The 22,646-nt window shown below is 59.9% G+C and carries 17 protein-coding genes; 7 read left to right on the forward strand and 10 right to left on the reverse strand.

From position 1 onward, the window contains the following. The first annotated feature begins 1 nt into the window (after position 1). Positions 2 to 2,281 (forward strand): phosphoenolpyruvate--protein phosphotransferase, encoded by a 2,280-nt coding sequence (gene ptsP / locus ACZ3HH_RS09085; protein WP_007897733.1) that lies wholly within the window; start codon positions 2 to 4, stop codon positions 2,279 to 2,281. 160 nt (positions 2,282 to 2,441) lie between these two features. Here the strand turns inward: ptsP and ACZ3HH_RS09090 are convergent, their stop codons facing one another. Then, entirely contained in the window at positions 2,442 to 3,188 is a 747-nt protein-coding gene (locus tag ACZ3HH_RS09090) for an NRDE family protein (RefSeq protein WP_465804128.1), read from the reverse strand. A 134-nt stretch (positions 3,189 to 3,322) separates the two neighbouring features. On the opposite strand from ACZ3HH_RS09090, the gene ACZ3HH_RS09095 reads away from it, so the two are divergent. The 3 genes from ACZ3HH_RS09095 (at position 3,323) to ACZ3HH_RS09105 (ending at position 6,031) form a co-directional block, all read left to right on the forward strand. Continuing rightward, entirely contained in the window at positions 3,323 to 4,105 is a 783-nt protein-coding gene (locus ACZ3HH_RS09095; protein ID WP_123361009.1) for a sulfite exporter TauE/SafE family protein, read from the forward strand. A gap of 83 nt (positions 4,106 to 4,188) precedes the next feature. After that, positions 4,189 to 4,995, forward strand: coding sequence for a prolipoprotein diacylglyceryl transferase (gene lgt, locus ACZ3HH_RS09100; protein WP_460144214.1), 807 nt, complete (start codon positions 4,189 to 4,191; stop codon positions 4,993 to 4,995). Positions 4,996 to 5,059: 64 nt separating this feature from the next. Next, positions 5,060 to 6,031 (forward strand): thymidylate synthase, encoded by a 972-nt coding sequence (locus tag ACZ3HH_RS09105; protein ID WP_465804129.1) that lies wholly within the window; start codon positions 5,060 to 5,062, stop codon positions 6,029 to 6,031. A gap of 137 nt (positions 6,032 to 6,168) precedes the next feature. On the opposite strand, the gene cadR is transcribed toward ACZ3HH_RS09105, so the two are convergent. Continuing rightward, positions 6,169 to 6,618 (reverse strand): Cd(II)/Pb(II)-responsive transcriptional regulator, encoded by a 450-nt coding sequence (gene cadR / locus ACZ3HH_RS09110; protein WP_007897786.1) that lies wholly within the window; start codon positions 6,616 to 6,618, stop codon positions 6,169 to 6,171. A gap of 84 nt (positions 6,619 to 6,702) precedes the next feature. On the opposite strand from cadR, the gene ACZ3HH_RS09115 reads away from it, so the two are divergent. Continuing rightward, entirely contained in the window at positions 6,703 to 8,964 is a 2,262-nt protein-coding gene (locus ACZ3HH_RS09115; RefSeq protein ID WP_465804130.1) for a heavy metal translocating P-type ATPase, read from the forward strand. Between the two features lie 175 nt (positions 8,965 to 9,139). Here the strand turns inward: ACZ3HH_RS09115 and ACZ3HH_RS09120 are convergent, their stop codons facing one another. Both ACZ3HH_RS09120 and ACZ3HH_RS09125 read right to left on the reverse strand, forming a co-directional pair. Continuing rightward, positions 9,140 to 10,516: a GTPase/DUF3482 domain-containing protein gene (locus ACZ3HH_RS09120; RefSeq protein ID WP_465804131.1), complete on the reverse strand. Its 1,377-nt coding sequence runs from the start codon at positions 10,514 to 10,516 to the stop codon at positions 9,140 to 9,142. Further along, complete coding sequence (locus ACZ3HH_RS09125; protein WP_465804132.1) at positions 10,509 to 11,888, reverse strand: DUF2868 domain-containing protein; 1,380 nt, start codon at positions 11,886 to 11,888, stop codon at positions 10,509 to 10,511. The genes ACZ3HH_RS09120 and ACZ3HH_RS09125 overlap by 8 nt, the downstream gene beginning before the upstream one ends. A gap of 85 nt (positions 11,889 to 11,973) precedes the next feature. On the opposite strand from ACZ3HH_RS09125, the gene ACZ3HH_RS09130 reads away from it, so the two are divergent. After that, complete coding sequence (locus tag ACZ3HH_RS09130; protein ID WP_123719718.1) at positions 11,974 to 12,486, forward strand: dihydrofolate reductase; 513 nt, start codon at positions 11,974 to 11,976, stop codon at positions 12,484 to 12,486. 120 nt (positions 12,487 to 12,606) lie between these two features. On the opposite strand, the gene ACZ3HH_RS09135 is transcribed toward ACZ3HH_RS09130, so the two are convergent. Beyond that, positions 12,607 to 13,998: an L-cystine transporter gene (locus ACZ3HH_RS09135; protein WP_465804133.1), complete on the reverse strand. Its 1,392-nt coding sequence runs from the start codon at positions 13,996 to 13,998 to the stop codon at positions 12,607 to 12,609. A gap of 240 nt (positions 13,999 to 14,238) precedes the next feature. On the opposite strand from ACZ3HH_RS09135, the gene ACZ3HH_RS09140 reads away from it, so the two are divergent. Continuing rightward, complete coding sequence (locus ACZ3HH_RS09140) at positions 14,239 to 15,306, forward strand: HAD family hydrolase (protein WP_367373332.1); 1,068 nt, start codon at positions 14,239 to 14,241, stop codon at positions 15,304 to 15,306. 256 nt (positions 15,307 to 15,562) lie between these two features. Here the strand turns inward: ACZ3HH_RS09140 and ilvD are convergent, their stop codons facing one another. From ilvD to ACZ3HH_RS09165, 5 genes are all read right to left on the reverse strand, one after another. Further along, entirely contained in the window at positions 15,563 to 17,404 is a 1,842-nt protein-coding gene (ilvD, locus tag ACZ3HH_RS09145; protein ID WP_123719714.1) for a dihydroxy-acid dehydratase, read from the reverse strand. A gap of 257 nt (positions 17,405 to 17,661) precedes the next feature. Beyond that, the gene (locus ACZ3HH_RS09150) at positions 17,662 to 18,882 is read right to left on the reverse strand and encodes an MFS transporter (RefSeq protein ID WP_465804134.1); all 1,221 of its coding nucleotides are present in this window, start codon (positions 18,880 to 18,882) and stop codon (positions 17,662 to 17,664) included. Beyond that, the gene (locus tag ACZ3HH_RS09155) at positions 18,875 to 19,852 is read right to left on the reverse strand and encodes a diiron oxygenase (RefSeq protein WP_465804135.1); all 978 of its coding nucleotides are present in this window, start codon (positions 19,850 to 19,852) and stop codon (positions 18,875 to 18,877) included. Before ACZ3HH_RS09155 ends, ACZ3HH_RS09150 begins: the two co-directional genes overlap by 8 nt. Further along, complete coding sequence (locus ACZ3HH_RS09160; RefSeq protein ID WP_465804136.1) at positions 19,849 to 20,928, reverse strand: SagB family peptide dehydrogenase; 1,080 nt, start codon at positions 20,926 to 20,928, stop codon at positions 19,849 to 19,851. The genes ACZ3HH_RS09155 and ACZ3HH_RS09160 overlap by 4 nt, the downstream gene beginning before the upstream one ends. Positions 20,929 to 21,366: 438 nt before the next feature. Beyond that, positions 21,367 to 22,563: a class I SAM-dependent rRNA methyltransferase gene (locus ACZ3HH_RS09165; RefSeq protein ID WP_465804137.1), complete on the reverse strand. Its 1,197-nt coding sequence runs from the start codon at positions 22,561 to 22,563 to the stop codon at positions 21,367 to 21,369. Positions 22,564 to 22,646 lie beyond the last annotated feature (83 nt).

Consider the following 22,646-nt stretch of genomic DNA (forward strand, 5'->3'; position numbering starts at 1 on the left):
CATGCTCAATACGCTGCGCAAGATCGTCCAGGAAGTTAACTCCGCCAAGGATCTCAAGGCGGCGTTGGGGATTATTGTGTTGCGCGTCAAAGAGGCCATGGGCAGCCAGGTCTGCTCGGTCTACCTGCTTGACCCAGAGACCAACCGCTTCGTGCTGATGGCCACCGAGGGCTTGAACAAGCGCTCGATCGGCAAAGTCAGCATGGCACCCAACGAAGGTCTGGTCGGCCTGGTCGGCACGCGTGAAGAACCCCTGAACCTCGAAAACGCCGCGGATCACCCGCGCTACCGTTACTTCGCCGAGACCGGTGAAGAACGCTACGCCTCGTTCCTCGGGGCGCCGATCATTCACCACCGTCGCGTCGTCGGCGTGTTGGTCATTCAGCAAAAAGAACGCCGCCAGTTCGATGAGGGTGAAGAAGCCTTCCTCGTGACCATGAGCGCGCAACTCGCCGGCGTTATCGCCCACGCCGAGGCCACCGGTTCGATCCGTGGCCTGGGCCGTCAGGGTAAAGGTATCCAGGAAGCAAAGTTCGTCGGTGTACCGGGCTCGCCGGGCGCGGCGGTCGGAACCGCGGTCGTCATGCTGCCTCCGGCCGATCTGGATGTGGTGCCGGACAAGACCATCACCGACATCAACGCGGAACTTGGCCTGTTCAAGACCGCCATCGAGGGCGTGCGCGCCGACATGCGTGCCTTGTCCGCCAAACTGGCGACCCAGCTGCGGCCTGAAGAGCGGGCGCTGTTCGACGTTTACCTGATGATGCTCGACGATGCCTCGCTCGGCAGCGAAATCACCACAGTGATCAAGACCGGGCAGTGGGCTCAGGGCGCGTTGCGTCAGGTGGTCACCGAACACGTCAACCGTTTCGAATTGATGGACGACGCCTACCTGCGTGAGCGCGCCTCGGACGTCAAAGACCTCGGTCGACGCTTGCTGGCTTATCTGCAGGAAGAGCGGCAGCAGACCCTGGTCTACCCCGACAACACCATTCTGGTCAGCGAAGAGCTGACGCCGGCGATGCTCGGCGAGGTGCCGGAAGGCAAGCTGGTCGGTCTGGTGTCGGTACTCGGTTCCGGCAACTCCCACGTGGCGATCCTGGCGCGCGCCATGGGTATTCCGACGGTGATGGGCCTGGTCGACTTGCCGTACTCCAAGGTCGACGGGATCCAGATGATCGTCGACGGCTACCACGGTGAGGTCTATACCAACCCGAGTGACGTGCTGCGCAAGCAGTTCGCCGAGGTGGTCGAGGAAGAGAAACAACTGGCCCTCGGGCTGGATGCTCTGCGGGACCTGCCGTGCATAACGGTCGACGGTCACCGCATGCCGCTATGGGTCAACACCGGCCTGCTGGCGGACGTGGCGCGGGCGCAGAAGCGCGGTGCCGAGGGCGTGGGTCTGTACCGCACCGAAGTGCCGTTCATGATCAACCAGCGCTTCCCGAGCGAAAAAGAGCAGCTGGCAATCTATCGCGAGCAACTCGCCGCGTTCCATCCGCAACCGGTGACCATGCGCAGCCTGGACATCGGCGGCGACAAGGCGCTGTCGTACTTCCCGATCAAGGAAGACAACCCGTTCCTCGGCTGGCGCGGCATTCGCGTGACGCTCGACCACCCGGAAATCTTCCTGGTGCAGACCCGCGCCATGCTCAAGGCCAGCGAAGGCTTGAACAACCTGCGCATTCTGCTGCCGATGATTTCCGGCACCCATGAACTGGAAGAAGCCCTGCACCTGATTCACCGGGCCTGGGGCGAAGTCCGCGACGAAGGCACCGACGTGCCGATGCCGCCGATTGGCGTAATGATCGAGATTCCGGCGGCGGTGTATCAGACCAAGGAATTGGCGCGACAAGTGGACTTCCTGTCGGTCGGCTCCAACGACCTGACCCAGTACTTGCTGGCCGTGGACCGCAACAACCCGCGGGTGGCCGATCTCTACGACTACCTGCACCCGGCTGTATTGCAAGCCTTGCAGAACGTCGTGCGCGACGCTCATGCCGAAGGCAAGCCCGTGAGTATCTGCGGCGAAATGGCCGGTGACCCGGCGGCGGCGGTGTTGTTGATGGCGATGGGTTTCGACAGCCTGTCGATGAACGCCACCAACTTGCCGAAAGTGAAGTGGATGCTGCGTCAGATCAACTTGAGCAAGGCCAAGGAATTGCTGGCTGAGCTGATGACTATCGACAACCCGCAAGTTATCCACAGCTCGCTGCAGTTGGCGCTGAAGAACCTTGGGTTGGCGCGGATGATTAATCCGGCTTCGGTTAAAACGCTCTAAAACGCTGAGGGCCTGTGGCGAGGGAGCTTGCTCCCGTTCGGCTGCGAAGCAGTCGTAATCCGGCCGATGCGATCTTTCTGAAAGAACGCATTGGCCGGATCGGGAGCGCTTCGCACTCCAGCGGGAGCAAGCTCCCTCGCCACAATTAATCGCCCGAGCTTCAAATCCTGATCTCTACCTCCCCCAAATGCCCCCCATACGGCCCGAAACTCCGTTCGACCATATGCCGCCCCCCATCTGCCTGAACAATCAACGCGGTGCTCGCCCGTGTCCCGTAAGTCGGGCTCTTGATAAACACGCTCGACAACAACGTCTCGGTAGCCTGCCCCACTCCAGTGTCCGGCAGTTCGGCAAGCGGCGCCGTCTGCGGGTCGCTGAGCAAGGCCAATAGCGCCTGCGGCTGCGGATCGCCCAACACCTCGCTCAATGCAGCCTTGACCTTGAGCACTTTCGGCCACGGCGTATCCAGCCCCGCGTTCGATAACCCATAAATGCCTGGTTGGAGCATGACCGCCTCTGTCTCCCGGGCATTGAAGTGCCATAGCTCATTGGCATTGCCGATCAGCAGGTTAAACCCGGCATATTCCAGCGAACGTGCAACAACGTCCCTCAAATAGTCGTCAATCGACATGTCCCCGCTAAGAAACTGCGCCACCAGTTCACCTCGTGACTTGCGCGCCGGCGGTTGGAGGGGATCACGGATGTTGGTCAGCGCGGCAAAGCGCCCGTTGGCGCCGACACCGAGCCACGTACCGCCAGCCTCAAGGTCACGACCGGCATACACGTGTGGGGCTTGCGGCCATTGCGCCAGGGGCAGGCTGGGCCGGGCATAGAATTCGTCGCGGTTGGCTGCCACGATCAGTGGCTGGGCATGAGCCGGCCGCCAGGCAAAAACAATCAGGCACATAAGGTGGTCCTTGTGTGTTTTTTGCTCACTCTACGCAGACATCGCTCATCGATCCATCGCCATCCACAGTGGAGCCCGAGGCCATGCTTCCGTTACCATGCCGCTCCTGATTCGGGATGCTTGGGGATGCGGCCATGGAATTTCTGCTCTATCTGGCGCTGGGCGCCTGTGCGGGCGTGCTGGCCGGGCTGTTCGGGGTAGGCGGCGGGATCATCATTGTCCCGGTGCTGGTGTTCAGTTTCACCTTGCAGGGATTTGATGCCTCGATCCTGACGCATCTGGCAGTCGGCACCTCGCTGGCGACGATCATCTTTACGTCGGTCAATGCGGTTCGCGAGCACCATCGCCGCGGCGCCGTGCGTTGGCCGATTTTTGCCTGGATGACGCTGGGCATTCTGATCGGTGCCGGTTTCGGCGCGCTGACTGCGGAGGCGATCTCCGGGCCGCATTTGCAGAAGATCATCGGCGTATTCGCGCTGATCATCGCCGTTCAACTCGCTTTGGACTTTAAGCCCAAGGCCAGCCGAACGGTGCCGGGCAAAGTCGGTCTGACCGTGGCCGGCAGCGTGATTGGCTGGGCCTCGGCGATTTTCGGGATTGGCGGCGGCTCGTTGACCGTGCCGTTCCTGACCTGGCGCAGCGTGCCGATGCAGCAAGCGGTGGCGACTTCGTCGGCCTGTGGCCTGCCAATCGCCTTGGCCAGTGCATTAAGTTTCATGATTCTGGGGTGGCACGATCCACTGTTGCCGGCCCATAGTCTCGGTTTTGTTTATTTGCCGGCGCTGCTGGGGATCGCCCTGACCAGCATGGTTTTCGCCCGCCTCGGTGCGCGACTGGCCCACACGCTGTCGCCGCGCTTGCTGAAAAGACTGTTTGCCGCTTTGCTGTTTTGCGTCGGCTTGAGCTTCTTGCTCTGACGCGTAGCGCAATCCTGGCTTAATCCTGGCGTGACAGCGTCACCCGGGAATTTTGAAGGTTTCAACTCTAACGAGGAGTCGCAATGCTGCCTTACCCGCAGATCGACCCGGTGGCCCTGGCCATCGGTCCGCTGAAAATCCATTGGTACGGCCTGATGTACCTGATCGGCATCGGCGGTGCATGGCTGTTGGCGTCCCGTCGGCTGAACCGCTTCGACCCGACCTGGAGCAAAGAGAAACTCTCCGACATGGTGTTCTGGATGTCGATGGGCGTCATCGTCGGCGGCCGTTTGGGTTATGTGCTGTTCTACGACCTGAGCGCCTACATCGCCAACCCACTGCTGATTTTCGAAGTGTGGAAGGGCGGCATGTCGTTCCACGGCGGATTTATCGGTGTGATGCTGGCGGCGCTGTGGTTCGGTAAAAAGAATGACAAGTCGTTCTTCCAACTGATGGACTTCGTCGCGCCGATGGTGCCGATTGGCCTGGGTGCCGGGCGCATTGGCAACTTCATCAACGCTGAATTGTGGGGCAAGGCGACCGACGTGCCGTGGGCGATGGTCTTCCCGACCGATCCGGCGCAACTGGCGCGTCATCCGTCGCAGCTGTATCAGTTCGCGCTGGAAGGCGTGGCGCTGTTCGCGATCCTCTGGCTGTTCTCCCGCAAGCCGCGGCCGACCATGGCGGTGTCCGGGATGTTCGCGCTGTTCTATGGCATCTTCCGTTTCATTGTCGAGTTTGTTCGCGTCCCGGATGCGCAATTGGGCTATCTGGCGTGGAACTGGCTGACCATGGGCCAAGTGCTGTGCGTACCGATGATTGTCGGCGGGCTGTTCCTGATCTGGCTGGCTTATCGACGCGCCCCGGCGGCCCCCGCAGCTGCTGTATAAGAAGCAGGCGCTATAAATTCGAACCCCGGGGCGACGGTCCCGGGTTCAAGGACACAGGTAATTCATGAAGCAATATCTCGAACTGGTCGCCCACGTCATCAAGAACGGCACCAAACAGGCCAACCGCACCGGCGTGAACACCATCAGCTTTCCGGGCGCGATGCTGCGCTTCGATCTGCAGGAAGGTTTTCCGGCGATCACCACTCGCAAGATGGCCTTCAAATCCGCCATCGGCGAGATGTGCGGTTTTCTGCGCGGGGTGAACAACGCTGCCGAATTCCGTGCGCTGGGCTGCAAGGTCTGGGACCAGAACGCCAACGAAAACGCTCAGTGGCTGGCCAGCCCGTTCCGTCAGGGTGAAGACGACCTCGGCGAGATCTACGGCGTGCAATGGCGCAAATGGCCGGCGTACAAGCAGATTCCGGTCAGCAACCAGGTCGCCATCGAGCAGACCCTGAGCCAGGGTTATCGTCAGATTGCCGAAGGCGAAGAAGACGGTCAGGCCTACGTGGTGCTGTACAAGGCGATCGACCAGATCCGCCAGTGCGTCGACACCATCATCAAGGACCCGGGCAGCCGTCGCATTCTGTTCCACGGCTGGAACGTTGCCCAACTCGACGAAATGGCCCTGCCGCCGTGCCACTTGCTGTACCAGTTCCACCCGAACGTCGAGACCAGGGAAATCTCCCTGACCCTCTACATTCGCTCCAACGATCTGGGTCTGGGCACGCCGTTCAACCTCACCGAAGGCGCCGCGCTGCTGAGCCTGATCGGTCGCCTGACCGGTTACACACCGCGCTGGTTCACCTATTTCATCGGCGACGCCCACGTCTACGAAAACCATTTGGACATGCTCAACGAACAGCTCAAGCGCGAGCCGTTCCCAATGCCGAAACTGGTGATTTCCGATCGCGTGCCGGAGTTTGCCAAGACCGGTGTTTATCAGCCGGAATGGCTGGAGTTGATCGAGCCGAGTGATTTTTCGCTGGAAGGCTATGAGCACCACGCGCCGATGACCGCGCCGATGGCGGTCTGAAGATCAACTACTGAACCTGTGGGAGCGGGCTTGCCCGCGATGACGGCGCCACATCCAACATTGATGTGACTGACAAACCGCTTTCGCGAGCAAGTCGGATCGCCGCACCGCCGCTCCCACAGGTTTTTGTGGTGTTCTTAGTGGCCGTGACTGCGCCCAACATGAGAATGCTCAACCTCCGTCGCCACAACCCCGCCGCTCACTTCCAACCGCTGCAAAATCCCGCACTGATCGATATCCGGCCCTTCGCTGCAGCGTTGGCGCAGGTCGAGCAGTTGTGTCTGCAAGGCCAGCAAACCGTCGATTCGAGCTTTCACATGGTGGATGTGTTCATCGATCAGCGCGTTGACGTTTTCGCATTGATCCTGCGGGCTGTCGCGCAGGGCCAGCAGGCTGCGGATTTCCTCGAGGGTCATGTCGAGGGTGCGGCAATTGCGGATGAAGGTCAGGCGTTCGGCGTGGGCCTGGGTGTAGACGCGGTAATTGCCATCGCTGCGGGCCGGCTCCGGCAGCAGGTTTTCGCGCTCGTAGTAGCGAATGGTTTCCACGGCGCAGTCGGTGAGTTTCGCCAGTTCTCCGATTTTCATCGCGTCAATCTCCAAAAGGATGCTTGACCCTATAGTGGCTACAGGGTCTTTACTTGGCAACAGGCACCTTCATGGACGCGACCAATGAGCGATTCTCTTCACACCCACAAACCCGAGGCCGGGCACGATCACAGTCACAAGCTGCAGCCTGTGCAGACGCATGACCATGGCGGCCGCGGGGATTCCTGCTGTTCCTCCAAAGCCGCGGCACCTTCGCGGATTGTGTTGAGCGAGACGCCGACCGCCAGTGCGCGGCTCAGTAGTTTCCGCATCGAGGCGATGGACTGCCCGACCGAGCAGACGCTGATCCAGAACAAACTCGGCAAGCTTTCGGGTGTGCAGCAACTGGAATTCAACCTGATCAACCGGGTGTTGGGCGTGACCCATGACCTGCCAAGCACCACGCCGATCATCGACGCGATCAAGTCCCTCGGCATGCACGCCGAGCCACTGGAACAAGGCGTCGAAGCGCCAACTCCTGTGCCAGAGAAAAAACCTTGGTGGCCATTGGCGCTGTCCGGCGTTGGTGCGCTGGCGGCTGAAGTTATCCACTTCACTAACGCTGCGCCCAATTGGGTGGTGGCGGTTATTGCGCTGATCTCGATCCTCAGCGGTGGCCTCAGCACTTACAAAAAGGGCTGGATCGCCCTGAAAAATCTCAACCTGAACATCAACGCGCTGATGAGCATCGCGGTGACCGGCGCGATCCTGATCGGCCAATGGCCGGAAGCGGCGATGGTGATGTTCCTGTTCACCGTGGCCGAGTTGATCGAAGCCAGGTCTCTGGACCGGGCGCGCAACGCCATCGGTGGGCTGATGCAGATGGCTCCCGAGCAAGCCACGGTGCAGCAGGCCGACGGCAGTTGGGTCGCCCAACCGGTTAAAAACATCGAACTGGGTGCGCGGGTGCGGGTGCGTCCTGGCGAACGGGTCGGTCTGGACGGCGAAGTGCTGTCCGGCAACTCGACCATCGATCAGGCGCCGATCACCGGTGAAAGCCTGCCGGTGGAGAAAACCATCGGCGACAAGGTGTTCGCCGGCACCATCAACCAGTCCGGTTCGCTGGAATACACGGTAACTGCAGCGGCGAACAATTCGACCCTGGCGCGGATTATCCACGCCGTGGAACAGGCTCAGGGTGCGCGCGCTCCGACCCAGCGTTTCGTCGACGCCTTCTCGAAAATCTACACCCCGGCGGTGTTCATCCTGGCCTTGGCCGTGGCAGTGATCCCGCCACTGTTCATGGATGCGCTGTGGTTCGACTGGATCTACCGGGCGCTGGTGTTGCTGGTAGTCGCCTGCCCGTGTGCATTGGTGATATCCACCCCGGTGACCATCGTCAGCGGTCTCGCGGCTGCGGCGCGCAAAGGGATTCTGGTCAAGGGCGGCGTTTATCTGGAGCACGGCCACAAACTCGATTACCTGGCCCTCGACAAGACCGGCACCCTCACTCACGGCAAGCCGGTGCAGACCGACTATTTATCCCTCGACCCAATCGCTGATGAAATAGCCCCGGCCATTGCGGCGGCACTGGCCGGTCGTTCGGATCACCCGGTGTCGCTGGCCATCGCCAATGCGGCTGTGGATAAACAACTCAAGCCGCTGATTGTGGATAACTTCGAAGCCCTGGCGGGTCGTGGTGTGCGCGGCGAGATCAACGGTGAGCTCTACCACTTGGGCAACCATCGCCTGGTGGAAGATTTGGGCCTGTGTTCGCCAGCGCTGGAAGAGAAACTGTTTGCTCTGGAGAAACAGGGCAAGTCGGTGGTGCTATTGCTCGATAAATCCGGTCCACTGGCATTGTTTGCCGTGGCAGACACCGTGAAAGCCTCCAGTCGCGAAGCGATCCAGCAGTTGCATGAGTTGGGCATCAAAACCCTCATGCTGACCGGCGACAACATTCATACCGCTCAGGCCATCGCCGCCCATGTGGGCATCGATCAGGCGCAGGGTGATCTGTTGCCGACCGATAAGCTACAAGCCATCGAAACGCTTTATGCCCAAGGCCATCGGGTCGGGATGGTCGGCGACGGCATCAACGATGCACCGGCACTGGCGCGGGCCGAGATCGGTTTTGCCATGGCGGCCGCCGGTACCGATACCGCCATTGAAACCGCTGATGTCGCCCTGATGGACGACGATCTGCGCAAAATTCCGGCATTCATCCGCCTGTCGCGGCAGACTTCGAATATCCTCAAACAGAACATTGCCCTCGCATTGATCATCAAAGCGATCTTTCTAGGGGTAACCTTCGCCGGGATCGCCACCATGTGGATGGCGGTGTTCGCCGACATGGGCGTGAGCCTGTTGGTGGTGTTCAACGGTTTGCGCCTGTTGCGTAAATAGGCGATTTGCTGAGGCCCCGGCTTAAGAATTGCGGTGACTGGTCTGGCGCCTTCACGAGCAAGCCCGCTTCCACATTTGATCTTCGGTGACCAAAGTTTTTGTGTACGACGCAGATCCAATGTGGAAGCGGGCTTGCTCGCGAAGAGGCCCGCCTGAACAGCACATCTCTCGGGCTCTACAGCTGCTGCGCCAACACCTCAACCTGCTCCTGCCGCTCCGCCTGACTCAACTTCGAATGAGGATTCAGCGACGACCACTGCGGATGCGCCCGCGCCTTGTTCAGCGCATCCGGCAGTTTCCCTTCGCGCCAGGTTTTATCCTGCGGCGTGGCGACCTGAATGCTGTCCATCGCCGCGTGCCCGCGGGAATTCAGAGCTTGCAGCAATTGCCGTTGGCGCAAGGCCAACAGCCGCAGCACGCCGTCATCGACGGTCAGTTCGCGCTGGCCCTTGATCTTGCCCAGCAGGCGGCTGCCGTAACTGCGAGCGGTTTGCAGGGCGCCGCCGGCAATCGCTCCGGCCAGTGCCGCCGCGCCGAGTGTCAGGCCACCCACTAGCAAATCCACCCCGGCCCCGGCCGCCGCGCCGGCCGCGATACCGCCGCCGACTCGCACACCGAGCTGTTTCAAGGTTTCCGGGTTGAACAGATCATCGCCCCAGCGGCCATCGAGCAGCGGCAAGTCACTGGCCGCCGCATCTTGTGGACGGAAGGCATAGAGCTTGAGCAAGGCCTCGACGCAGCGTTGTTCGCGCTGACGCACTGCTTTGCGCAGTTCGCTGATCGCTTGCTGTTCCTGCGCCGCCTCGCTGACCACGCTGCGTCGGCAGGCGGCGCAATCGATCAATAAATCGGCAATCAGCCGCGCTGCACTCTGCTGACGGGCCAGGCGTTGGGCTTGCTGGTCGGTGATCAAACGCTGCAGTTGTTCGCGGGAGTTTTCCAGCAGCAGCGCGAGGCTTTCATAGAGTCGACGCTCGCCATCTTCCGGTGGCGCGACGCTGTCGAAACGCACCAGTGCGTGCAAGCCCAATCGCGCCAGGGCTTCACGCCAATCAGGTTCGCGATGCTGGGCGCCGCTGACAAAATTCAACACCGGCAGCAGCGGTTTGCCACAACTGGCCAACACTTCCAGTTCGTCGCGGTACTTGGCCAGCACCGGCTCCCGGGCGTCGATTACATAGAGGCCGGCGTCCGAGGCGAGCAATTGCCGCAGCACTTTGGCTTCCTGTTCGAAGCGCTGCCGGGCTTCGCTGCCCTCAAGGAATCGTGCCAGCCGTGCCGGGCCGTCGAGGCGTTCGCCGGGTCGTTCCAGGCGTTCGAGGTAGTCGAGCAGGGCGATGGCGTCTTCCAGGCCCGGAGTGTCGAAGAGATCGAGCAATGGCTCGCCGTCTACCGACAATCGCGCGCCTTCGACGTGGCGAGTGGTGCTGGGGCGATGGGACACTTCGCCGAAGCCGACGTCTCGCGTCAGCGTTCGCAGCAACGAGGTTTTGCCGACATTGGTGTGGCCGACCACGGCGAGCTTCAATGGCTTATGCCAGGCATCAGTCATGACCCGTCTCCAGCCAGTTCAACGGCGCGCAATCGGCGAATGGCAGGTCCAGTTGTCCTAGCGCAACATGCCAGTCGCCCAAGCGTTCGGCATCCAGCGCTTCGCCGGGCGGCGCTTGCAACAACCACACGCGGGTGGCGCTGGCGCTGCGAGCCAGTTCGGCAATCAGCGCCAGGCTGCCACGGTCTGGCGAACGCCGTGGGTCACAGGCGATGGCCAGACGAGCCGGGGGAAAACGGCTCAGCTGTTCGAGCAGTTTGTGCCGGGATTCGCGACTGTCGAGGACGCCGGCGTTGTTGACGGTTTTCGGCAACTGCGGCGGCCAGGGGCGTTGGTCGTCCAGTTCGATGGCCACCAACAACGCGCCATCGCTTTGCAGGTCGCTGGCAGTGTTTTCAACCCGATGAAGTTGTTCTGGTGCGGCATCGCTGATGCCCAGGCGTTCGCTGGTGGGCATCAGCCGTTCGCGCAGTTGGGCGTAGCCGGGCAGGTTCAAATCCAGATGCAGGGCTGCTTGACCGGTTTTCCAGCGCCACAGGCAGAACAGTGCAAGCAGCAAGCGCGGCAACACGCCGTACACCAGCAACACGCCCACCAGCCACGCCGCCCAGGCCTGGCGGGCGCTTTCGATGTTCAGCGCGGCATCGCCGCTGGCGCGGATCATCTCTACGCTGGGCACACTGAAACCAAGCAGGGACGGCAGGGCGCCGAGGGCTTGGGTCATGGCGACGAAGGTGTCGCCGCCGAGAATGGTGGTTTCCCAGACGAAGCCGTAGCGCCGGGTTGCCATCAGTGTCAGCACCATCACCAAAGCGCTGAGCATCGCCAGCAACCACAATCCGTTGACCAGCACGCCCAGCGCCCAACGATTGAGTTTCTGCCGTTGCAACAACAGCAGCAGGGCTGGCGCCAGTTGCGCGGCGTTGGCATCGCGGGCGAGTTTTTCACTGAGCCACAGCCATAATCGTCCAAGGGCTGCACCCTGCTCACCGGCAAACACCAGACCCAGGGCCCAGCTCAGCAATAGAATCAAGTTCAACCCGAGCAGGCTGCCCAACGCCCAGAACACATTGACCGGGGTTTGGCCGTCGCCCAGCGCGGCAAACGCCAGGCCGGCGCCGCTGATCACGGCCAGAACGGCCAGCACGATCAGCGCCAGTCGCGCGCCTTGCAGCCAATGTTTGAGGGCGTGGGTCTGTCCGTCGCGCTCGGCCAGCCACAGGGCGCGGCGTTGAATGCGCGTCGGCAGGTCGCCGCCGGCGCTACGGGCGATTCGATTGGCTTCCAGATCGTCCAAGGGGCCGGCGTGTTCTTCACGCAGGCGCACGGTTTCGCTCAGCCAGAGGTTTTGCAGTGGAGTCAGTTCAGTCACGCGGCATCCCGTCGCTTAATTGAGCGATGAGCATAACCGCTGTGACGCTTATCGGGGTAAGGGAGGCTCTGGTATCCTCGCCGACATGACTAAATCACTCCCCCTCAGCCTGATCGCAGCCCTCGGTGAAAACCGTGTGATCGGCGTCGACAACAGCATGCCCTGGCACTTGCCGGGGGACTTCAAATACTTCAAGGCCACCACCCTCGGCAAGCCGATCATCATGGGTCGCAAGACCTGGGATTCCCTCGGTCGTCCGCTGCCGGGCCGATTGAACATCGTGGTCAGCCGTCAGGCGGATCTGCAGCTGGAAGGCGCGGAGGTTTATCCGTCGCTGGAGGCAGCGGTGGTTCGCGCGCAGCAATGGGCGAACGAGCAGGGCGTCGATGAGGTGATGTTGATTGGCGGGGCGCAGTTGTATGCGCAAGGCCTGGAGCAGGCCGATCGGTTGTATCTGACCCGCGTGGCGCTGAGCCCGGAAGGGGATGCGTGGTTTCCGGAGTTTGATTTGAACCAGTGGAAACTGGTGTCGAATGTTCCGAATCCGGCGGAGGGTGACAAGCCGGCGTATAGCTTTGAAGTGTGGGAAAAAGCTTAAAAAGCATCGCGGGCAAGCCCGCTCCCACAGTGATCAAGGTGGAACACAAATTGTGTAAACACCAAAAAACCTGTGGGAGCGGGCTTGCCCGCGAAGAGGCCCGCCCAGTCGCTGAAAGACTTAAGCGTGAGCCAACTCAGAATGCTCATCCGCCTCCAGCAACTCTTTATCCGTCTGCTGCATCATCTGGCTGGTAATCGCACCCGCCGTGATCGAACCACTCACGTTCAACGCCGTACGACCCATATCAATCAGCGGCTCAACCGAAATCAGCAACGCCACCAGTGATACCGGCAAACCCATGGCCGGCAGCACGATCAACGCGGCGAAGGTCGCGCCGCCACCGACCCCGGCCACGCCGGCCGAACTCAGCGTCACAATCGCCACCAACGTCGCGATCCACAGTGGGTCCAGCGGGTTGATGCCCACGGTCGGCGCCACCATCACCGCCAACATTGCCGGGTACAGACCGGCACAGCCGTTCTGGCCAATGGTCGCGCCAAACGAGGCGGCGAAACTGGCGATGGATTGTGGAATACCCAAACGGCTGGTCTGGGCTTCAATGCTCAGCGGAATAGTCGCGGCGCTGGAGCGGCTGGTGAAGGCAAACGTCAGCACCGGCCAGATTTTGCGGAAGAACCGTAGCGGGTTGATCCCGGTCGCAGACACCAGCACGCCATGGACCACAAACATCAAGCCCAGGCCGATGTAGGACACCACCACAAAACTACCGAGCTTGATGATGTCTTGCAGGTTGGAGCCGGCAACCACTTTGGTCATCAGCGCCAATACGCCGTACGGGGTCAGCTTCATCACCAGGCGTACCAGACGCATCACCCAGGCTTGCAGGGTGTCGATGGCGTTGATCACTTTCTGACCTTTCTCGACATCATCCTTGAGCAGTTGCAGTGCGGCGACCCCAAGGAATGCAGCAAAAATAACCACGCTGATAATCGATGTCGGCTTGGCGCGGGCCAAATCGGCGAACGGGTTCTGCGGGATGAACGACAGCAGCAATTGCGCCACATTCAGGTCAGCGACCTTGCCCGCGTAATCGCTCTGAATGGTTTGCAGTCGAGCCATTTCCTGGGTGCCGGCGACCAGGCCTTCGGCGGTAAGGCCGAACAGGTTGGTCAGGCCGATGCCAATCAGTGCCGCGATGGCGGTAGTGAACAGCAGCGTGCCGATGGTCAGGACGCTGATCTTGCCCAGCGACGAAGCGTTGTGCAGGCGTGCCACGGCGCTGAGGATCGAGGCGAACACCAGCGGGATCACGATCATTTGCAGCAACTGCACATAACCGTTGCCCACCAGATCGAACCAACCGATTGAGGCTTTCAGTACCGGGTTGCCCGCACCGTAAATCGTGTGCAGAGCGACGCCAAATACCACGCCCAGGAGCAGCGCCAGCAGAACCTTTTTGGCCAGGCTCCAAGTGGTGTGACGGGGTTGCGCCAGGCCAAAGAGCAAGGCGAGGAATACCAACAGATTGAGGATCAGCGGCAGATTCATTGGAACTCCCATAGGACGTGTGCCAACTGCCTTCCGGGGCAGCTGCGAACCGGGAAGCCTAACAGCTTGAAAATTAATGAATTAATATCAAAAACGTATGGCTACTGTCGTTTTTGGAATAAGCGGGTGTCGCTGTCGGAGATGCAGTTGGCGCTATAGGAACGCGGGCGGTCGCTGACAGACGAGGACTGTCACACTTATTTGTTAGCGTCGATTTCTTTGAATCTGGGAGAAACGCCGATGAAGCTCGCACCGAAATTTCTGGCTGTCGCACTTGGATTGAGTTTGGGCTTTGGCCTTGCCGGCCAGGCGTTCGCTACTGACCTGAAGCACTGGCCAGCCGATCAGGCCAAGGCGCTGGATGCGATGATCGCGGCCAACGCCAACAAGGGTAACTTCGCGGTGTTCGACATGGACAACACCAGTTATCGCTACGACCTCGAAGAGTCCTTGTTGCCGTTCATGGAAAACAAGGGCCTGATTACCCGCGAGAGCCTCGATCCCTCCCTGAAACTGATCCCGTTCAAGGATACGGCCGACCATAAGGAAAGCTTGTTCAGCTATTACTATCGCCTCTGTGAAATCGACGACATGGTTTGCTATCCATGGGTCGCCCAAGTGTTTGCCGGGTTCACGCTTCAGGAGCTCAAGGGCAACGTCGATGAGCTGATGGCGTCCGGCAAACCGGTGCCGAGCACTTATTATGACGGCGACGTGGTGAAGACCATCGACGTCAACCCGCCGAAAATCTTCACCGGCCAGAAAGAGCTCTACAACAAGCTGATGGAGAACGGCATCGAGGTCTATGTGATGACCGCCGCCTCCGAAGAGCTGGTGCGCATGGTCGCCTCCGATCCGAAGTATGGCTACAACGTCAAACCACAGAACGTGATCGGCGTGAGCCTGTTGCTCAAGGACCGCAAGACCGGCGAATTGACCACGGCACGCAAGCAGGTCACTGCTGGCAAGTATGACGAGAAGGCCAACCTGGGCCTCGAACTGACCCCGTACCTGTGGACCCCAGCCACCTGGATGGCTGGCAAGCAAGCGGCGATCCTGACGTACATCGATGAATGGAAAAAACCGGTCCTGGTGGGCGGTGATACTCCGACCAGCGATGGTTACATGCTGTTCCACAGCGTCGACGTGTCCAAGGGCGGCATCCATTTGTGGGTGAACCGCAAAGACAAATACATGACCCAGATTAACGGCATGATGGCCAAAAACGCAGCAGCCCAGGCGAAAGAAGGGTTGGCGGTGACGGCGGACAAGAACTGGGTGATCGTGAAGCCGGAAGAGATTCAGTAAGACCGGGTCGCACCCATCGCGGGCAAGCCTCGCTCCCACAGGGGCTGAGGTGATACGTAGATTGTATGAACACCGAAGATCCCTGTGGGAGCGGCGGTGCGGCGATCCGACTTGCCCGCGATGGGGCCATAACATTCACCATTAATGTTGAATGACACACCGCTTCGCGAGCAGGCTCGCTCCCACATTTAACCGAGCTAAATGAAAAAAAATGCCCCGCACTTGGCGGGGCATTTTTTTGTTCGACGGTTAAGTATTACAACCCGTCGAGCATCGCCTTGTTACGTACCGCACCCTTGTCGGCGCTGGTGGCCAACAGGGCATACGCTTTCAGCGCAGTGGTCACTTTACGTGGACGCACTTCCACCGGTTTCCAGCCTTTCTTGTCCTGTTCGGCACGGCGCGCGGCCATTTCTTCATCGCTGATCAACAGGTTGATCGAGCGGTTTGGAATGTCGATCAGTACCTTGTCGCCATCCTGCACCAGACCGATCGCGCCGCCGGCAGCGGCTTCTGGCGAAGCGTGGCCGATGGACAGGCCCGAAGTACCGCCAGAGAAGCGGCCGTCGGTGAGCAGGGCACAAGCTTTGCCCAGGCCTTTGGATTTCAGGTAAGACGTCGGGTACAGCATTTCCTGCATGCCCGGGCCGCCTTTCGGGCCTTCGTAACGAATGATCACGATGTCGCCGGCCTTCACTTCGTCGGCGAGGATGCCGCGTACGGCGCTGTCCTGGCTTTCGAAGATCTTCGCGTTGCCTTCGAAGACGTGGATCGACTCGTCGACGCCGGCGGTTTTCACCACGCAGCCATCCAGAGCGATGTTGCCGTACAGAACGGCCAGGCCGCCTTCTTTCGAGTAAGCGTGTTCGACACTGCGGATGCAGCCGTTTTCACGGTCGTCATCCAGGGTTTCCCAACGGGTCGACTGACTGAACGCGGTTTGCGTCGGGATGCCCGCCGGGCCGGCCTTGAAGAAGTGATGCACGGCTTCGTCGGTGGTCTGGGTGATGTCCCACTTGGCGATGCCTTCAGCCAAGGACTTGCTGTGCACGGTCGGCAGGTCGGTGTGCAACAGACCGCCACGGGCCAGGGAACCGAGGATGCTGAAGATCCCGCCGGCACGGTGCACGTCTTCCATGTGGTACTTCTGGATGTTCGGCGCGACCTTGCACAGTTGCGGCACATGGCGGGAGAGACGGTCGATGTCGCGCAGGTCGAAATCGATCTCGGCTTCCTGGGCCGCGGCCAGCAAGTGCAGGATGGTGTTGGTGGAACCGCCCATGGCGATATCCAGGGTCATGGCGTTTTCGAACGCCTTGAAGTTGGCGATGTTGCGCGGCAACACCGACTCATCGTTCTCGCCGTAGTAACGCTTGCACAGCTCGACGATGGTGCGGCCGGCCTGCAGGAACAGCTGTTCGCGGTCGCTGTGGGTGGCCAGGGTCGAACCGTTGCCCGGCAATGCCAGGCCCAGGGCTTCAACCAGGCAGTTCATCGAGTTGGCGGTGAACATGCCGGAACAGGAGCCGCACGTCGGGCAGGCGCTACGCTCGTACTCCGCGACTTTCTCGTCGGATGCGCTGGAGTCGGCGGCGATCACCATGGCATCGACCAGATCGAGACCGTGGCTGGCCAGTTTGGTCTTGCCGGCTTCCATCGGGCCGCCGGACACGAAGATCACCGGGATGTTCAGGCGCAGGGCGGCCATCAGCATGCCAGGGGTGATCTTGTCGCAGTTGGAGATGCAGACGATGGCGTCGGCGCAGTGGGCGTTGACCATGTATTCGACGGAGTCGGCGATGATCTCGCGGCTCGGCAGCGAATAGAGCATGCCGTCGTGGCCCATGGCGATGCCATCATCCACGGCGATGGTGTTGAATTCCTTGGCGACGCCGCCGGCCCGTTCGATTTCGCGAGCGACCAGTTGCCCCAGATCCTTGAGGTGCACATGGCCCGGTACGAACTGGGTAAAGGAGTTGGCAATGGCGATGATCGGCTTCTTGAAGTCGTCATCTTTCATCCCCGTGGCGCGCCACAGTGCACGGGCACCGGCCATGTTGCGGCCGTGGGTGGATGTTTTCGAGCGGTAATCAGGCATGAAGCACTCCGGGCGGCTAATCAGGTATCAAAAGGGAAGTGAGCTTCTATTGACGTCTGGAACACTCAGAAATGGCCGTGTGTCCGGAAGTTGCCGATAACTTTGCGGGATCGCCGCGCGCTTCAGCTTGAGCTCATAAACCCGCCGGGGGATGAATGGCGATGAATCTCGCGATTCTACACCGCTGGCGTCAGGAGGGAATGCCGGAAAGTGTTGAACCAGCGCTGATGGCGCGTGTGGGGTGACGATCGGCCGGATTATTCGACGCTTGGGCTGGCTCTTGGGCTTTTGGCTCGACGATTGATGCGACTGTTCAGCGCCAGCGCCACGCAGCTCAAAATGATGAAGCTGTATCCAAGAGTGGATTGCAGATTGGCCGGGCTCAAGCTGATGAGCGCACTGATCAATCCGCCGCAGATGAAAGTCACTGTGCTGCCGGCCGACGCGGAGGTTCCCGCATTTTCAGGGAACAGGCTCATGGCTTTGGAACTGGCGGCCGGTCGAGTGATGGTGGTGCCGGCGGTACAGATAAGCATCGGTACCAGGACGGTGATCGGGGACAGCGCAAAGTGGCTCGCGAGGTAAAGCATGATGAGGCCAGACAGCAGGATCAGGCTCAGCCCGCTGATGATTTGATGACCGGGACTGATGCGTTTACCCAAGAGAGTCGCCACCATGCCGCCGACAATGTAGGCGCCGCCGTACATCAACAGAATCAGCGAGAAGTCATAGGCCGATAGCTGGAGTTGATCCATGAAAATCAGCGGCGAAATGACGATGAACGAAAAATGGCAGGCGAAAGCAAAGGCAGAGATCAACCAGTAGGGCAGGAAGTCGGCATCACGCAGGACCCGACCATAGGACTGGAGGATACTTGGCCGGGCTCCGGTTGCCACCGGACGGGTGTTTTCGAGAAACAGACAGGCTTTGAGCAGTACCACGCCAGCCACTGCGATAAACATCCAGAAGCTGCCCTGCCAGCCCAGCGTGGCTTGCAGGAATGTCCCGGCCAATGGCGAGACCGAGATGAAAATGCCGCTGGCGGTGACCATCAGGACCCGCAACCGGGTACGTTCCTCACCCTCGAACAGATCCTGAACCAGCGCTTGTGACAGTACGAAACACCCGCAGCCCAAGGCTTGAATGACACGAAACAGCAGGAAGTAGGCATAGTCCGTGGTCAATAGGCAGCCCACTGCGCCCAGCATCGAAACGGTTATTCCGGCGAGCAGCAGCCCTTTGCGCCCGATCACATCCGACAGCGGCCCGATCAGCAGTTGAGAGGCCGCTATGCCGATGGCAAACAGACTGACCGACAGCGCAATATCGGCGCGCGTGTTGCGAAAGTGTTCGGCGAGCGCAGGGAACGAAGGAAGCAGGACATCCAGCGGGAACACGCCAAGCAGCACCATTGCCAACAACAGGCTGACCTTTCCTCGGCGGTGTCTGGAGGTTGCGGCAGAGTGACCTTCATCCATCGATAAGTCCTGCCTTCAGGAACAGTTGCTGGTTGTAAGACAGGGCGAAGAAGCCGGCTTTTCTCAACGCCTGAAGCGTCGCGCCGGCGCCGGATCGCACACGCTGAAGGGTGGCCTGGGGGCTGGTCAGTTCGCCGAGAATTTCCGTGACGGCAGTCTCGCCGATACCCGCGCTGCGCAGGCTTTCCCGCAGCCATGCGTCATCGGCCTCGAAGAAAATCCGGATGCTGTCCAGCAGCAGCCTGGCGGCGAACGCGCGTTGACGGCTGTTCAGCGTCAGCCACAGGTAATGGAACACTTCAGAGAAATAGCGACTGTGGCGCGCCTCGTCCGCGAGATGATCCCTGAGCATTGCCTGGACGCTGGACACCAGATCGTCACGGCAGGCGTCGAGCAGTTCCCGGGCAATGATCGTCTCCGACACGAACCCGACGAGAAACCAGGCCAGCGCCCGGTGTTTGTCGGGTGTGCGGTCGAGCAGGGTGTTCAATCGCGTGATGCGGTGGGGCATGACCGGGCGCAGGCCGATTCCATAATATTTGGCGATCTGCTCGGCAAGGCTATTGGAGAACAGGGCGTGATAACCCTCGTCGGTGTAAAGCTGAAGCGCAGCGGTTTTCATCCGTGAGGGAATGTGGACCTTCAGTTCACCGTGGATGATGGTCTCCACGGAACGGTTGACGATGCGGTGTTCGAGCACGGTGGTGTAGTCGAGGAAGTACACCAGATGATTGGCCGACAGCCGATGGATGACGGTTGGACCCAGTGCTTTGATAGCCGGGTGATTCAGGTAAGCCAGCAAGCCTGGGGGAAACCAGTGACGTGTTTCCAGTTGCTGTTCCAGGTCTGGCGGTAATAGATAGTCATGCTCGCTGGTTCGCACCGACGCGCGGGTATTCCAGTCGCCGAGGGTGAAACGCAGAGGCCAGGACACGGTGTGGTCCAACGGGGCAATGATGGGGTCGATCATTGTTGCGACTCCCGACTGCTCAGCAGATCCTTCAATTCCTTGCACATCACTTGTCCATCACTGTGGCCACAGCCAACAAAAAACAGGGGTTGTTCTGCGTTGTTCTCGAGCCCCAGCAATGTTTCGACCTGATCGTCCGTCAGTGCTCCGGTCAGCCACGTGTTCAACCCCAGTGCAGTGGCCACCAGTTGAAAGGTCTGGGAGATATGGCCTGCCTCGACGTAAGCCATTCGGTAGGCTCGTGAGTGTCCATATTTCCACCACAACTTGTCGAAGCGAGCAGTAATGAACAAGCCCACGGGCAGGTTATTGATGAAGTGTTGCCCACACAGCAATTGCCCCAGGGGCGAGTCAGGTACCGGGTTGACGAAGCTCAGTGCATGGTCGGTGGGATGGTAGGCGTAGAGCCCTGGATTCAGGCCGCTGACGTTTTGTACATGAAGAAAGCCTTCGCAGGCATTCAACCCGCCGCCGGACGGGCTGCTGCGTCGGGCACCGAGACCTTCGACAGTGGTTTCGTCGACGTCATTTTCGCGCTCATGCAAGTAGCCCAGGGACAGGTAAAGCAGTGTGCCGACATCTTCCAGTGAAACCACTTCATCCGTGAAGGTGCGGCAGGTTTTTCGGCCGATCAGGACGGTGGCAAGAGAGCCCTCCGGCAGACAGGACGGTTTTGGCAGGGTAATCAGCTCGTATGCCTGGCGCTCTGTGAGCCTGGCGTCCGGCGCGGGTGCGTCCAGTACTTCGGTGCAATGGTCCAGATAGTGTCTCGACCATTCATGAATATTCTGAGGAACATGTTCGCAGGGAATGTTCTTGGTGCCGATATGGAATATCTTCGACAGTTCATCCCAGCCCCATTCAATAGTGCCTTGTATTGAGGTGGTCAGTATTCCGGAGTTTAGAAGTTGAGTGTCTACTATGTTGCTGTTGTTATACAGTTCGGGGTTGTTGATAAGTTGTGCAAGCCGGGTTGAATATTCAAGATTAAGTTCAAATTGTTTGTGGCTTTTGTAATCCCAGACTATTTGGCCGGGCGTACGGGGAAGTATGAACAAGTATGGATTTATCTGCATGATGGGCGGTTCACTCTGGGCTGTGCCATAGAAAACGCTGGGTAGCCGGCACTCCCCAGCGTTTCATCTACTTAGCGGGTTTTTGGCGCAACCAGAAAAGCCAGGTTAGCGATTTTGTTTGTTTCCAGAATAATTGCTTTCATGTTTTTTGACTCCTTGTCATTGATAGTGAGTGTCACTTCGCGGTGACAACTCAATCATAGGCTGTAATGAGCTCTTATCAAGGGGATATTAAGTAGGAATATTCTAGTAATTTTGTCGGAGCGATCTGGCGGTAGGAGTAAGTTTGTAAGTTATATTCTTTTAAATAAAAAATGCAGAGAAACGTCCTGCAAGTCAGTAGGACCGCAAGAGTAAGAAGCAGAGGCTGAAGAGTGGATGGTGTGGCGTTAAAACGGCTGACGGAGAGCCTGTTGACTCCCCGTCAAACCAGCGTACTCAGCTGTTTGGCAGCAGACGGCAGGTGATGCTCTTGATGTAGCGAGTCTCGGCAATCGCTGGGTGTACCGGGTGATCCGGGCCCTGGCCGCCGCGCTCCAGCATCTGGATGTTGCGGTCCAGGTGACGGGCGCTGGTCAGCAGAATGTTCTGCAGATCGTCTTCCGGCAGGTGCATCGAGCACGAAGCGCTGACCAGGATGCCGTCCTTGCTAAGCAGGCGCATGGCTTGCTCGTTCAGGCGACGGTAGGCGCCTTCACCGTTTTTCATGTCTTTCTTGCGTTTGATGAAGGCAGGAGGGTCGGCCACGATGACGTCGAAACGCTCTTCGCTGGCTTTCAGTTCCTTCAGGGCTTCGAATACGTCGCCTTCGATGCAGGTCATTTTTTCGGCGACACCGTTCAGTGCGGCATTGCGCTCGACGCCGTCGAGGGCGAAGGCCGAAGCATCGACGCAGAACACTTCACTGGCGCCGAAGGCAGCCGCTTGAACGCCCCAGCCGCCGATGTAGCTGTACAAGTCCAGTACGCGTTTGCCTTTGGCGTAAGGTGCCAGACGCGCGCGGTTCATGCGGTGGTCGTAGAACCAACCGGTTTTCTGCCCCTGGATGACTGGCGCTTCGAATTTCACGCCGTTCTCTTCCAGCGCGACCCATTCCGGCACCAGGCCGAATACGGTTTCGACGTAGCGGTTGAGGCCTTCGGCATCACGGGCAGCAGAGTCGTTCTTAAACAGAATGCCGCTTGGCTTGAGCACTTGGGTCAGTGCCGCGATCACGTCATCTCTATGAGCTTCCATGGTCGCCGAGGCGATCTGGACTACCAGAATGTCGCCGAAACGGTCGACCACCAGGCCTGGCAGCAGGTCGGAGTCGCCGTAGACCAGGCGATAGAACGGCTTGTCGAACAGGCGATCGCGCAGGGACAGGGCAACGTTCAGGCGATGCACCAGCAGCGACTTGTCCAGCGGCAACTTGATGTCGCGCGACAGCAGGCGGGCGCAAATCAGGTTGTTCGGGCTCATGGCCACGATGCCCAGCGGCTTGCCGCTGGCGGCTTCGAGGATCGCCTGGTCGCCGGCCTTGAAACCGTGCAAAGGCGTAGCGGCTACATCGATTTCGTTGCTGTAGACCCACAAGTGGCCGTTTCGCAGGCGACGGTCGGCGTTGGCTTTGAGGCGCAGGCTAGGCAGGGACATGACGTCGCTCCGGAAAAAAGAGCGGGAGTATAGCGTGTTGAGATCCTGGATAGGCCGGCGAGTGGACATGTGGCGAGGGAGCT

It is taken from the genome of Pseudomonas sp. PME37.24/025 (genome assembly GCF_055556615.1).